Annotated in this window: 11 protein-coding genes, 1 other RNA gene and 1 pseudogene; 6 read left to right on the top strand and 7 right to left on the bottom strand. The window is 58.4% G+C overall.

Annotated features, from left to right (window positions below; all coding sequences use genetic code 11):
* Positions 1-23: 23 nt before the first annotated feature.
* Positions 24-1,208: an FIST signal transduction protein gene (locus ACB035_RS03650; RefSeq protein ID WP_371166710.1), complete on the bottom strand. Its 1,185-nt coding sequence runs from the start codon at positions 1,206-1,208 to the stop codon at positions 24-26.
* A 113-nt stretch (positions 1,209-1,321) separates the two neighbouring features.
* Here ACB035_RS03650 and yvcK point away from each other — a divergent pair, with 113 nt between their 5' ends.
* A complete protein-coding gene (yvcK, locus tag ACB035_RS03645) occupies positions 1,322-2,236 on the top strand; it encodes a uridine diphosphate-N-acetylglucosamine-binding protein YvcK (protein ID WP_019446542.1) in 915 nt (304 codons plus the stop codon).
* Between the two features lie 39 nt (positions 2,237-2,275).
* Here yvcK and ACB035_RS03640 read toward each other — a convergent pair whose 3' ends face one another.
* The 3 genes from ACB035_RS03640 to lpcA form a co-directional block, all read right to left on the bottom strand.
* Positions 2,276-2,611, bottom strand: coding sequence for an Hpt domain-containing protein (locus ACB035_RS03640; RefSeq protein WP_021229360.1), 336 nt, complete (start codon positions 2,609-2,611; stop codon positions 2,276-2,278).
* Between the two features lie 291 nt (positions 2,612-2,902).
* Positions 2,903-3,712, bottom strand: coding sequence for a class II glutamine amidotransferase (locus tag ACB035_RS03635; protein ID WP_005334483.1), 810 nt, complete (start codon positions 3,710-3,712; stop codon positions 2,903-2,905).
* Between the two features lie 161 nt (positions 3,713-3,873).
* Positions 3,874-4,452, bottom strand: a complete 579-nt coding sequence (lpcA, locus tag ACB035_RS03630; RefSeq protein WP_005353517.1) for a D-sedoheptulose 7-phosphate isomerase — start codon at positions 4,450-4,452, stop codon at positions 3,874-3,876.
* A 255-nt stretch (positions 4,453-4,707) separates the two neighbouring features.
* Between lpcA and fadE the strand changes: the two genes are divergently transcribed.
* Positions 4,708-7,164: an acyl-CoA dehydrogenase FadE gene (gene fadE, locus ACB035_RS03625; RefSeq protein ID WP_371166709.1), complete on the top strand. Its 2,457-nt coding sequence runs from the start codon at positions 4,708-4,710 to the stop codon at positions 7,162-7,164.
* Positions 7,165-7,343: 179 nt separating this feature from the next.
* Positions 7,344-8,618 carry an amidohydrolase gene (locus ACB035_RS03620; protein WP_309507027.1) on the top strand — a complete coding sequence of 425 codons (1,275 nt, stop codon included), beginning with the start codon at positions 7,344-7,346 and terminating at the stop codon, positions 8,616-8,618.
* A gap of 81 nt (positions 8,619-8,699) precedes the next feature.
* On the opposite strand, the gene ACB035_RS03615 is transcribed toward ACB035_RS03620, so the two are convergent.
* Positions 8,700-9,047 (bottom strand): RnfH family protein, encoded by a 348-nt coding sequence (locus ACB035_RS03615; protein WP_058059898.1) that lies wholly within the window; start codon positions 9,045-9,047, stop codon positions 8,700-8,702.
* On the bottom strand, positions 9,040-9,474 hold the full coding sequence (locus ACB035_RS03610) for an SRPBCC family protein (protein ID WP_005334496.1): 435 nt from the start codon (positions 9,472-9,474) through the stop codon (positions 9,040-9,042). The genes ACB035_RS03615 and ACB035_RS03610 overlap by 8 nt, the downstream gene beginning before the upstream one ends.
* 169 nt (positions 9,475-9,643) lie before the next feature.
* Here ACB035_RS03610 and smpB point away from each other — a divergent pair, with 169 nt between their 5' ends.
* The 3 genes from smpB (at position 9,644) to ACB035_RS03595 (ending at position 12,146) form a co-directional block, all read left to right on the top strand.
* Positions 9,644-10,132, top strand: coding sequence for an SsrA-binding protein SmpB (gene smpB / locus ACB035_RS03605; protein ID WP_005334498.1), 489 nt, complete (start codon positions 9,644-9,646; stop codon positions 10,130-10,132).
* 166 nt (positions 10,133-10,298) lie between these two features.
* Positions 10,299-10,658, top strand: a transfer-messenger RNA (tmRNA) gene (gene ssrA, locus ACB035_RS03600).
* A 171-nt stretch (positions 10,659-10,829) separates the two neighbouring features.
* A complete protein-coding gene (locus ACB035_RS03595) occupies positions 10,830-12,146 on the top strand; it encodes an integrase domain-containing protein (RefSeq protein ID WP_371166708.1) in 1,317 nt (438 codons plus the stop codon).
* Between the two features lie 79 nt (positions 12,147-12,225).
* Here the strand turns inward: ACB035_RS03595 and ACB035_RS03590 are convergent.
* Positions 12,226-13,119, bottom strand: a pseudogene (locus ACB035_RS03590) (IS3 family transposase); the annotation flags it as partial.
* Between the last annotated feature and the right edge of the window lie 113 nt (positions 13,120-13,232).

The raw sequence follows: 13,232 nt of genomic DNA, 5'->3' as shown, positions 1-13,232 counted from the left end.
CTGCTCTGTTATGTTCTGCCGACTCAACGGGTCAGGAAAATCACGCTCGATACCATCAGGTTGCCGTGGGCCAGCTCGCCATTGGGCAGCCGCCCCTGCTCGCCGAAGGTAAAGGGGGTGATAAAGGGGATCTTGCCGAGGCGAGCCTGGCTCTGCTCGACAAATTGGCACAACATATCACCTAGCGCCAAACGACAACCAGCACAAAAGATGATGAGCGCGCCGATGGGCTGCAATTCCACGTCGACCCCATACCCTGGCTCGATACGCATGGCATTGAGGCTGCGCTGCAACAACCCTTCCTGACTGCTGTACATCAACAGCAGACGCTCCCCTTGCACCACATCGGTAAAGAGCCGCAGCCCGCCCTGTTCGGTCACAGCTTCAGGATGGGAGAGTTTGTAGTAAGGAATGCCATCCAGCGCTCCCACCTGACGAGCCAGCGGGGTGAGCGTGGTCTCCCGCAAAATCGCCCCCACCGGCCAGGGCTGCTCGCGCCCGCACCAGCGGGCATAGACCTCGGCAGCAGGCTGGTGATCGATGGTGAGTACCTCCCGCCCGTTGCAGGCGGTGATCTCGCCGCTGAATTCGGCAGGCACATAACCGGAGTGAAACTGAAAAGCCAGCTGGCAATCGGGATAGATCACCGCCAGACCGATGCCATCCTGAGCCACCGCCTCATCCCAGCAGAGCTGCCAGTCACCGCTGACACTGCTATCAGCCGCGGATCCACCGACCACCGGCACCGAGGCACCGAGTTCGGCCTCGATACCGGCCAGCAGCCCCTCCTCCTTGCCGGGACTGGCATGAAACAGGATCAACTGGGGCAGCTCGCCCGGCCGACCACAGTCGCTCATGGCTCGGCGCAGCAACTGCCGCACATCCACCCCGTCACCGCTGGCACCGGCTACCCCGAATGCCCCTTTCTCATCGTACAGAGCAGCAACGGCCAGCCCATATCCGTCTCGGGCGTGGTGTCCCATCTCGGTCATGACACCACCGCAAGAGCTGCACCCTAGCAGGCGGGTCGTCGGGAACTGGCGTTTGAGCGCGTCGCGCAGTATCGCCCCCTCATGGGCTTGGGTAAAATAGAGTAACAGCAGGGAGGGGGCCTGATCGGCATGGTGGCGCAGCTGCGCGCAGATATCTTGGGCCGCCAGCGATGAATTCTGGGCGAGGGAGTGAACGGTCAGAAATTTCAACACCATCTCCTTGTTTTATCGAATGGCAGCCTCAAGCAAAAATCATACCTTTATCAAACAATTATCTCGCTTCGCTTGCTAACATAGCGGTCAACTGAGACCAATGACAGGACGCCCATATGTGGCAAAAAAACATCAATGACTTCGATCGGGTCGTTGCCATCGGTGGTGGCCACGGCATGGGACGAGTGCTTTCGTCCCTCTCGTTTCTTGGTCAACGGCTCACCGGCATCGTCACCACCACAGATGATGGCGGCTCGACCGGACGCCTGCGCAAGAGTCAGGAGTGCATCGCCTGGGGCGATCTGCGCAACTGCCTGAACCAGCTGGTGACCGATCCCAGTATCGGCAGCCTGTTGTTCGAATACCGCTTCGCCGGCAAAGGCGAGCTGGCGGGTCACAACCTTGGCAACCTGATGCTGCTGGCGCTCGATAATCTCTGTGTCCGTCCTCTTGATGCTATCAAGCTGATCAGTGACATGCTCAAAATCGAGTCACAATTGCTACCCATGTCTGAATTTCCCACCGATCTCTGCGCCCATATGGAGTGTGGCACCCAGATCCTGGGAGAGGTATCCATCGATCAACTGGCAACACCGCCCCTCTCCCTCGGCCTGATGCCGGAGGTGCAAGCGACCCGGGAAGCGGTGCTGGCACTGCAGCAGGCGGACATGATCATTCTGGGGCCGGGCAGTTTTCTCACCTCCATCATGCCGCCACTGCTGCTGGCCGAGATCGCCCAGGCCATCAACGAGAGCAGCGCAATGCTGGTTTTCGTCTGCAATCTGGTGGCAGAAAACGGCCCTGCCAGCCAGCTGGATCTGATGAGTCAGTGTCGCTGGCTGGAGTCCCGGGTCGGTCAGGGTCGGCTGGATGCCATCCTGGCCCCACAGGGCGCGAGTGATGCGGGGGACTGGCAAGGGCGTGTGATCGAAGCCGAGCTGGGCGAGCTTGAGCTGCCCCATCGGCACGATCGGTTGAAGCTGAAACTGGCGCTGGACCGGATCATCCAGCAACTGCTCAACCAGCGTTAGGCAACGGTCACGGCGCCCCGGCATCCCTGCATGGCGCCGTTAATGATAATCGGCAAGAAACGCGAGCACCTGGGGCAAGGAGGCCTCCAGCAGTTGCAACTGGCGCTCTGCCTCAGCCACATCGGCCTGCTTGCTGGCCATCTCCAGCGCCATCACCTGCTGATAACTCGGTATGGCGCCATAGCTGCCACAGGATGATTTCATGCTGTGCGCCACCCGAGCCAGCGCCTCCCACTCTCCCTGTTCATAGAGGGGTCTGAGCTGACTCAGCTGCTCGCCCACCTCTTCAATAAAGACTGCGATGACCACGGGCAGCATATCCGGACCGATATCCTCTGCCAGCTGCTGCAACACCTTGCGATCCACCCACTCCATGCGAGGCTCCTCCAGAACGGTATTCAAACAGACCATACTATAGATAGTTTTCGATGTCGTGGCTCACGACCAGGCTGTGATGAAGCACCCGATTGGATGGCTCAGGGAATAAAGTGGCAAAAAATGTGATCAGTATCGAAATAGCGATGCTGAAACGCCCGTCAAGACAACAACTTGATTGCCACAAATTAACAATTGATCAACACTCAATGCCGTCAGAGTGATGATGCTCAGCAACACCTCTCATCCCTTTTGCCTTTTATGGCTGCTGCGAAGAACCAGGGTAGGTATCTACCCTGGTATTTTTTTATCTTGCTCAAACGCGACCTGATTGGTCGCCACCCGCTCCCCCATGCGAAACAGATTGAATTCGCCGGGCGCCATTTTGACCCAATTCTCATTGCCGGTCAGCGGACGGGTTGTGATCAGGGTGACCACATCGTTGGGGGTGGTCTCCCTTTGAAAGTCGATCACCACCTCCTCATCCAGCAAACTAGCCTCGCCAAAGGGCGCACAGCGGGTCAGCCAGTGCAGGTTGTTGCTGCAGTAGCTCATCACATACTCCCCGTCCGAGAGCAGCATGTTGAATACCCCGAACGCTCTGAGCTCGTCACACAAGGTGGCGAGATAGCGAAACATGGCGGGAAAGTTGGCTGGACGCTTGGGATATTTTTGCTCCAGCCTGTCGAGCAGCCAGCAGAAGGCGTGCTCGCTGTCGGTATCCCCCACCGGCCGGTGGCGGCCGGTTGGCAGCTTCTTGTAGCCGGTCAGCTGACCGTTGTGGGCGAAGGTCCAGTAACGGCCCCACAGCTCACGGGTAAAGGGGTGGGTATTTTCCAGCGACACGCAGCCACGGTTGGCCTGCCGAATGTGGCTGACCACAGCGCAGCTCTTGATGGGCAGCGCCTGTACCAGTCTGGCGATGGGAGATTGGGCGCTGGGCTCGGGATCCTTGAAGGTGCGAAAGCCCTTCCCCTCGTAGAAGGTGATCCCCCAGCCATCCTTGTGGGGCCCTGTCTTGCCGCCGCGCAGCATCAACCCGGTAAAGCTGAAGCAGATATCGGTCGGCACATTGGCACTCATGCCGAGCAGTTCGCACATATCCGGCAGACTCCTTTCATGATTTGGCTTGTGTCATGTTCGGCCAGCACACTGGTTCGACAGACAGCAGGGGAAGGCACAATCCCTTCCCCTGTGACTGGCAGCACCGGTCGATGACAAACCATCAACCTGTGATGCCCTTGTCCGGTAGCGTGGCCTGATTACTTGACCATCTCTTTTTCGACCAGCTGGATCAGGATGTGGATTACCTTGATGTGCACTTCCTGAATACGGTCGGCATAGCCAAAGTGCGGCACCCGGATCTCGACATCCGCCAGACCCGCCATCTTGCCGCCATCCTTGCCAGTCAGGGCGATCACTTTCATCCCTTTGGCGCGGGCCGCTTCGATGGCTTTCAGGATATTGCCGGAGTTGCCGCTGGTGGAGATGCCAAGCAGCACGTCGCCACGGCGGCCGACCGCTTCCACATAACGGGAGAAGACATAGTCATAGCCAAAGTCGTTGGAGACGCAGGAGAGGTGGCTCGGATCGGAGATGGCGATACCGGCATAACCTGGGCGGTTCTCGCGGTAACGACCGGTCAGCTCTTCGGCGAAGTGCATGGCGTCACAGTGGGAGCCACCGTTGCCACAAGAGAGCACCTTGCCCTCTTCTTTGAAAGAGTCGGCCAGCAGTTTGGCGGCCGCTTCGATGTTTTTCAGGTTCTGCTCATCAGCCAGGAAGGCCTGCAGCACGCTGGCAGCTTCGGTCAGTTCATTGCGGATCAATTCTTGGTACATGATGTCTCTTCCACTGTTTTTAGTGTGCGTGTAGATCGCGGCTATTCTCGCACAAGCGAATCGCACAGTCGCCCCCCTGCGAGCCACAGCGCTGGCGGCGCGTGAGCGTTATGGGGATCACAGAGAGAAGGTAATGAAGATGTAAACAGCTTGATAACTTTGTGCGTATGAATTACAACAGGGGCCATATCCAACAGGTCAGACCTCTGGATCAGTTACGCCACGTTGGCAACCTAACCACGCAAGGAGCAAGCAATGACGACGACCCTCACTCTGCTCGGGGTGATCCTGGTTATCGGAGCCCTGGCCTATCGCCGGGCATCCCTGTTCATCTCCACCCTGGTCACCGGCGCCGCCCTGGTGCTTGGCACCATCTATGGTCATGTGCCCTTGCTGGTATGGGCGCTGTTCGCGGTGATTGCCATCCCGCTCAATCTGGTGGAGTTTCGCCGCAATCAAATAACCAAGCCGCTGTTCAAGATCTACAAATCGATCATGCCGGAAATGTCCCGCACCGAGAAAGAGGCGATTGAAGCGGGCACAACTTGGTGGGAAGCCGACCTGTTCGCGGGCAACCCAGACTGGAAAAAGCTGCACGCCATCCCGGTCAGCACCCTCTCTGCCGAAGAGCAGGCCTTTATGGATGGCCCGGTCGAGGAAGTGTGCCGCATGGTGAGCGACTGGGAAGTGACCCACGAGCGCGCGGATCTCTCCCCCGAGGTGTGGCAATACCTGAAGGACAACAAGTTCTTCGCCATGATCATCAAGAAGAAATATGGCGGTCTGGAGTTCTCGGCCTACGCCCAGTCCTGTGTCCTGCAAAAGCTGTGCGGTGCCAGCGCCGTGCTCGCCTCCACCGTTGGCGTACCCAACTCGCTGGGCCCGGGTGAACTGCTGCAGCACTATGGCACTGACGAGCAGAAAGATTACTACCTGCCCCGTCTGGCGGTAGGTAAAGAGATCCCCTGCTTCGCCCTGACCAGCCCGGAGGCAGGTTCGGACGCCGGTTCCATCCCCGATTTTGGCATCGTCTGCAAGGGCGAGTGGGAAGGCAAAGAGGTGCTCGGTATGCGCCTAACCTGGAACAAGCGCTACATCACGCTCGCCCCCATTGCTACCGTGCTGGGTCTGGCCTTCAAACTGCGTGATCCGGAACACCTGCTGGGTGAAGAGGAAGAGCTCGGCATCACCTGCGCGCTGATCCCTACTCACATCAAAGGTGTCGGCATCGGCCGTCGCCACTTCCCGCTCAACGTGCCGTTCCAGAACGGTCCGACTCAGGGCAAGGATGTGTTCGTCCCGCTCGACTTCATCATCGGCGGCCCGGCCATGGCCGGTCAGGGCTGGCGTATGCTGGTCGAGTGTCTGTCGGTAGGACGCGGTATCACCCTGCCCTCCAACAGCACCGGCGGCGTCAAGATGCTGGCCCTGGCGAGCGGCGCCTACAGCCGCATCCGTCGCCAGTTCAAGCTGCCCATCGGCAAGATGGAAGGGATTGAAGAGCCGCTGGCCCGCATCGGTGGCAATGCCTACATCATGGGCGCCGCAGCCAACCTGACCGTGACCGGTATCGACCTTGGCGAGAAGCCCTCGGTCATCTCCGCCATCGTCAAATACCACCTCACCGACCGTGCCCAGAAGTGCATCATCGATGCCATGGACATCCACGGCGGCAAGGCCATCTGCATGGGCCCCAACAACTATCTGGCCCGTGGCTATCAGGGTGCCCCCATCGCCGTTACGGTGGAAGGGGCCAACATCCTGACCCGCAGCATGATCATCTACGGTCAGGGCGCTATCCGCTGCCACCCGTATGTACTGCCGGAGATGCTGGCCGCCAGCCATCCCGACAAGGAGCAGGCGCTGAAAGATTTCGACAAGGCGGTGTTCAGCCACGTCGGCTTTGCCATCAGCAACCTGGTACGCAGCTTCTGGCTCGGTATCACCGGCGCCCGCTTTGCCGCGGCCCCTTACAAGGATCAGACCAAGGGCTACTACCAGCAACTCTCCCGCCTCTCGGCCAACCTGGCGTTCCTGTCAGACATGGCGATGGGCACCCTGGGTGGCGAGCTCAAACGCAAGGAGCGGGTCTCCGCCCGTCTTGGCGACGTGCTGAGCCAGCTCTATCTGGCCTCCAGCGCCCTCAAGCGCTATCAGGACGAGGGACGCCAGCAGGCCGACCTGCCGCTGCTGCACTGGGCACTGCAAGATGCCATGTTCAAGGCGCAAGAGGCGATCGACGAACTGCTGCGCAACTTCCCGAACCGCTGGATTGGGCTTGCCCTGCGCGCCGTGGTGCTGCCGCTGGGTCGTGACCTGAACCGTCCGTGCGACAAGCTGGACCAGCAAGTGGCCCGTCTGCTGCAAACCCCGAGCGAAACTCGCAGCCGCCTGGCCAAGGGGCAATACCTGACTCGCGAAGAGGGCAACCCCTTCGGTCTGCTGGAGCAGGCTCTCGATGACGTACTGGCCGCCGAGCCGCTGTTCGAGAAAGTCTGCAAGAGCGATGGTATCAAGCGTCCCTTCATGGCGCTGGACAAGGTGGCCGACATTGGCCTGGCCGCTGGCGTACTGACCCAGAGCGAAGCGGAGCTGCTGCGCCGCGCCGAGGTAAGTCGCCTGCGCACCATCAACGTCGATGATTTTGACCCCATCGATCTGGTGGCCAACAAGAAGCTGTTTGAAGCCTCCGCTTACCATAACGCGGCCTGATAACCAGCTATCGACAACGCCTCCCTTGTGGAGGCGTTTTTTATGGGCGCTCACCACTATTCACGGCCCTCACAGACATCACTCGCACGCACAGCTCCCCCGACCAGCTGCAGGCCCCGTGTGGTCAGCCGGGAAAAAAGGCACAATAGCCGACAAATCGAATCACCAAGGAAGCCAAGATGACCCTTGAGCACCTGATCCTGTGGCGCCGCGACCTGCACCGCCTGCCGGAAGCCGCCTGGAAAGAGTTTCGCACCACCAGCCTGATTGCCCACCACCTGAGCGAACTCGGTTATCGCATCGTGCTCGGCGACAAACTGCTGGCAAGCAATCTGATGATGGGCCGTGATGTGGATGTGGCGGCCGAGAAGGCTCGCGCCCGCCGTCAGGGAGCCCATCCCGACTGGCTGGAGCGGATCGGCGATGTCACTGGGCTGATGGGGGAGCTGGATACCGGCCGTCCCGGCCCGACCCTGGCCTTTCGCTTCGATATCGATGCGGTGGAGGTGGAAGAGTCCGACGCTGAACAGCACCAGCCGCAGCAGCAAGGTTTTGCCTCCCACAACAAGGGGTGGATGCACGCCTGCGCTCACGATGGCCACACCGCCATCGGCATGGGGCTGGCCAGCAGCCTGATGGCGATGAAAGAGCAGTTGTGCGGTCGCATCAAGCTCTTCTTCCAACCCGCCGAAGAGGGGTGCCGCGGTGGCAAGGCGCTGGCTGCCGGTGGCGCACTCGATGACGTGGATGCCCTGCTTTCGCTCCATATCGGTATTCACGCTGGCAGCGGCGAGCTGGTGATCAACCCCACCGAGTTTCTCTGCTCCACCAAGTTCGACGTCCACTTTATGGGCACTGCCGCCCATGCAGGGCTCGAGCCCAATGCCGGCAGCAATGCGCTGGCTGCCGCCTGCATGGCCACCACCGCCATGCTCGGCATTCCCCGCCACCGCGACGGCATGACCCGCATCAACGTCGGCCAGCTTCACGCTGGCAGCGGCCGCAACGTCATCCCCGATCATGCCGAGCTGCGCGGTGAGACCCGCGGCGCCGACAGCGCGCTCAACGACTACATGTTCAGTCAGGTACAGCGCATCGTCGAAGGGACTGCCCTCGCCCACGGCGTCACCTACCGCATCATCAAACAGGGCGAGGCCATTGCCCTCGACAACAGCCCGGCGCTGCAAGCCGAGCTGGCGGCGCTGGCCCGCAAGCAGGGGCTCGCCACTATCCAGACTCGCCGCTTTGGCGCCAGCGAAGATGCCGGTTTTCTGATGGAGCGGGTGCAAAAGCAGGGGGGCGAAGCGGCTTACCTCATCCTGGGGGCCGATCTGGCGGCACCACACCATCACAACGAATTCGATTTCGATGAGCGGGTGATGCAAAGCGGGGTAGAGCTACTGGCCGCCTGGGCCCGTGCCCGACTGGGTGTGATAGAAGCAGCCCTCTCTTGATATCCCTTCGGCCAGTTCACCGGCTAACGGGATCAAAAAAAGGCGCCTCGGCGCCTTTTTTCTGCAAGAAAAACCTGAGCACTACTCGCGGAGCTTGCGATGTACATCGGGGCGGCCACCGGTCACGCTATCGGCTCTCCCCTCCTCTTTGGCCTTCTCGGCCCGCTTTTTGCGCATCTCGCGGGGATCGGCGATGAGTGGACGGTAGATCTCGATACGATCGCCGTCGTGCAGCGGCTCGCTCCCTTTCACCGGGCGGCTGTAGATGCCGAACTTGTTGACCGACAAGTCAATCTCGGGGTGCTTTTGCACGATGCCGGACTGCTCGATGGCCGCCAGCACGCAAGTCTCGGGCGCCACCCGCAGGGCAATCACCGTCTGCTGCTGCGGCAAGGCATAGACAACCTCGATGTTGAGCTGGTCAGACACCGTAGACCTCCTTCGCCCGGTTGGAGAAGGCGGAGACCATGGAACTCACCAGATCGCGGAACACCTGACCAAATGCCACCTCGATAAGCTTGGAGGTAAACTCGAAATCGAGATCAAACTCCACCTTGCAGGCATCCACATCGAGCGGGGTAAAGGTCCACCAGCCCGCCAGCTTGCGGAACGGGCCATCCACCAGCTCCATCCTGATCTGACGGTTCACATCCAGCTGATTGCGGGTGGTAAAGGTCTTGGCAATCCCCGCCTTGGCCACATCGACCGACGCCATCATGTAGTCATCGCCAGCCTCATGGACACGGCTGCCAACACAGCCGGGCAAAAACTGCGGATAGGCATCCACATCGTTAACCAATTTGAACATCTGTTCTGCACTGAACATCACCAGGGCACTGCGCGTAATTCGGGGCATGGCTTTTCCTCATCCAATCGCCGCGATTTTATCACCATGTTGGGGGTTGTGGAGGTAAAACCTCAGCCAAACCGCTCAGAAAGCCACCACTTGACCTGCTGCGCGTTTTACAGCCGCCCCTGCCTACGTATAATACGAGCCTCCTAGTCATTGCCGGAAATCGCCCGTCATGAGCAAAAAAAACAGTAAAAACAAAGCCGGGTCCAGCACCATTGCACTCAACAGAACCGCGCGCCACGAATACTTCATCGAAGAGAAGATCGAAGCGGGTCTGTCCCTGCAAGGGTGGGAAGTCAAATCCCTGCGGGCGGGCAAGGCCAATATCAGCGAAGCCTATGTCATCTTCCGCGATGGCGAGGCCTATCTGTTCGGCTCCAGCTTCCTGCCACTGCAAGCGGCCTCCAGCCACGTGGTATGTGACCCGACCCGCACCCGCAAACTGCTGCTCAGCCGTCGTGAACTCGACAAGCTCGAAAGCCTGATCGCCCGTCAGGGCTACACCATAGTTCCCCTCGCCCTCTACTGGAAACAGTGCTGGGTCAAGGTCGAGATCGGCCTGGTGAAGGGCAAGAAAGAGCACGACAAGCGCGAAGATACCAAGGCCCGCGAATGGGATCGGGAAAAAGCTCGCATCATGAAGAACAAGCATCGCGGCTAACCTGCGACTGGCAGGATCAGAACGCCAGTTCACCTTCCCCCGGCGCAGCTGGCTCTTCAGGCTCAGCTGCGTACAATAAATCGGCAAACAGACTGGCTGCCAGAGGGAATGGGTATCAACGCCTTGCTATGACAGCATTTTTGCGTACAATCGCAATTAACAACTTGGGGCTGATTCTGGATTCGACAAGATTCACGAAACCCAAGGTGCATGCCGAGGTGCGGTAGGCCTCGTTAATAAACCGCAAAAAAATAGTCGCAAACGACGAAAACTACGCACTAGCAGCTTAATAACCTGCATAGAGCCCTTCTACCCTAGCTTGCCTGTGTCCTAGGGAATCGGAAGGTCATCCTTCACAGGATCGTGTGGAAGTCCTGCTCGGGGCGGAAGCATTAAAACCAATCGAGCTAGTCAATTCGTGGCGTGTCTCTCCGCAGCGGGTTGGCGAATGTAAAGAGTGACTAAGCATGTAGTGCCAAGGATGTAGTAATTTTGGACGGGGGTTCAAATCCCCCCAGCTCCACCAAATATTGTTCCGAGAAGGAACGAAGAAGTACAGAAACCCGCAAGATTCAACGTCTTGCGGTTTTTTTGTTGTCCGACAAAGTCGAAGTGGTCGCCTAAAACCAGCTTCACGAGTACTATAATTAGTACCACAAGGTTAGTGGTACTCAATTCGATGGTACTAAGGAGCGTTATGGTCACGGTGGAGAAAAAGAGGCGCGAAACAGGTAACTGCAGATTAACCGACCCAAAAGTTAAAAACGCCAAGCCATCCGAAGACGCTAAGGCGAAAGGCCAGATGACCACCTTGCGCGATGGTGATGGGTTAGAACTGAGGATCAGTGCGGCGGGTTCAAAGCTCTGGGCCTTCAAGTACTCAAAGCCTTCTGACAATAAGCGCACAAACATGAGCTTTGGCACTTACCCAGAGGTATCCCTTGGCCAAGCCCGTGAACTACTGCGAAAGGCTCGCGCCCTGCTGGCCCAAGGCATTGATCCCAAGCTCCACAAAGAAGAACAGGCCGCCATGGTCAAAGCCATGGAAGAAGCCATGGAAGAAGCCAGCACCAACACCTTTGAACACATGGCATCTAAGTGGCTGGATCTCAAACGCCATGATGTAACTGAAGCCTATGCCGCAGATTCGTGGCGCTCTCTTGAGCTGTATGTGTTGCCCTTCATCGGTTCTATGCCCATCGACCAGATCCGTGCTCCCAAAGTCATCGAGATGCTGCGCCCTCTGGAGGCAGATGGCAAACATGAGACTGTACGCCGCCTTTGTCAGCGGATTAACGAAATCCTCGACTATAGCGTTAACCACGGCCTGCTCGATGCCAATCCCTGCTCAGCGATACGCAAGGTTTTCAAGAAGCCAGCCAAAAAGCACATGCCGACCCTCAAACCGGACGAGTTACCGCTTTTGATGGCTGACATTGCCAATGGTCGGTTAGACCCGACCACGCGCTGCCAAATTGAATGGAGCCTGCATACCTTGGTGCGCCCTGGCGAATCAGCCGGTACCCGTTGGGATGAGATCGACCTTGACGCCAAAGTCTGGAATATCCCTGCTGAGCGGATGAAGATGGATCGCCCCCACCGGGTTCCTCTGACCCCGCAAGCTATCTCTCTGCTGGAGCGCATGAAGCCGATCAGCGGCCACCGTCCTTTTGTGTTCCCTGGCCGCCGCGATCCGCTTGGTCACATCAACGACCAAAGTGCCAATGCGGCCTTAAAACGGCTTGGTTATGGCGGGCGACTAGTGGCTCATGGTTTGCGCTCGCTGGGGAGTACCACGCTCAACGAACAGGGGTTTAACCCGGATGCTATCGAGGCGGCGCTGTCTCACGCCGACGACAACGAGATCCGCCGCGCCTACAACCGCTCGGACTACTTCGAGCAGCGGGTAATCATGATGAGTTGGTGGAGCAATCACATTGAGCAGGCTAGCCAGGGAAACCTGTCCCTGGCTAGCGGCACCAAAGCACTCAAGCTGCTAAACGAGCAAACCTAACCTTCACTGGCGCTACTTAGAATTTAGACAGAGATAAGAACAACAGGGGCATCTTGCCCTTCTGGCCCAGCTGTAGTGGTCAACTAAATCCGGACACTTGGTTAGGCCGTTCTTCGGCTTTTGCTGGCGATATTCCGTCATTGTATTTATGTGGACGCCGCCAGTTGTAGTAATCCATCAGGTAGTAACTGATATCCCGCTTCGCCTCTCGCAAGCTCATATATCCCATAGCCGGGAGCCACTCTGACTTCAGGCTTCTGAACAACCGTTCCATCGGGGCGTTATCCCAGCAGTTACCACGACGACTCATGCTCTGGGTCATGCGATAGCGCCACAGTCGTTGCCGAAATGCCCTACTGCCATATTGGCTGCCTTGGTCAGAGTGAAATAGCACACCGGATGGGCAACCCCGCTGCTGATAGGCCATCTCCAGTGCTTTGATGACCAGCTCGGCATCTGGTTTATCTGACATCGCCCAGCCCACAACCCGCCGGGTATGCAGGTCAAGCACCGCTGCCAGGTAATGCCAACGACCAGCTGCCCAGATGTAGGTGATATCGCCACACCACACCTGATTGGGTTGCTGGACATCAAATTCGCGGGCCAGCAGATTGGGAGTGTCCGGTCGTTCAGACTGTGCCACCTTATAGCGGTGTGCGCCCGGCTGTTTGGATACCAGCCCGGCTTCCTTCATCAGGTTACGTACTTTGAATCGGCCAATCTGATACCCCAACTCTCGCATCATCGACATCAAGGCGCGGCTGCCCGCTGAGTTCCGGCTTTCTTTGAACAAACGGCGCAACTCACAGCGCTGCTGCATGCGCTCACGGTTAATCGCCCGCCTGCGGACCAGATAATCGTAAAAACAGGAAGTGGGCACATCGAAAGCGCAGCAGACCAGGGTGATGGGGGCTTGCTCTCTTAATCGGTCTATCAGCGCGTACGTGTGAACTCGTCCGCCATCAAGAGAGCAGTTGTAGATTCAATTGATCAACGCAACAACCATGTGAAAGCATGCCGTTGCGGAGGATTGTTGAATGAAGCGAACATTTACAGCAAAGGAAAAAGCGTTTGTTTTTGATCTGT

The sequence above is a fragment of the Aeromonas sp. S12(2024) genome (assembly GCF_041402305.1).
GTDB lineage: Bacteria > Pseudomonadota > Gammaproteobacteria > Enterobacterales > Aeromonadaceae > Aeromonas > Aeromonas veronii.
Note: the sequence above shows the minus strand (reverse complement) of the source record. Positions and strands in the feature narration are given on the sequence as shown.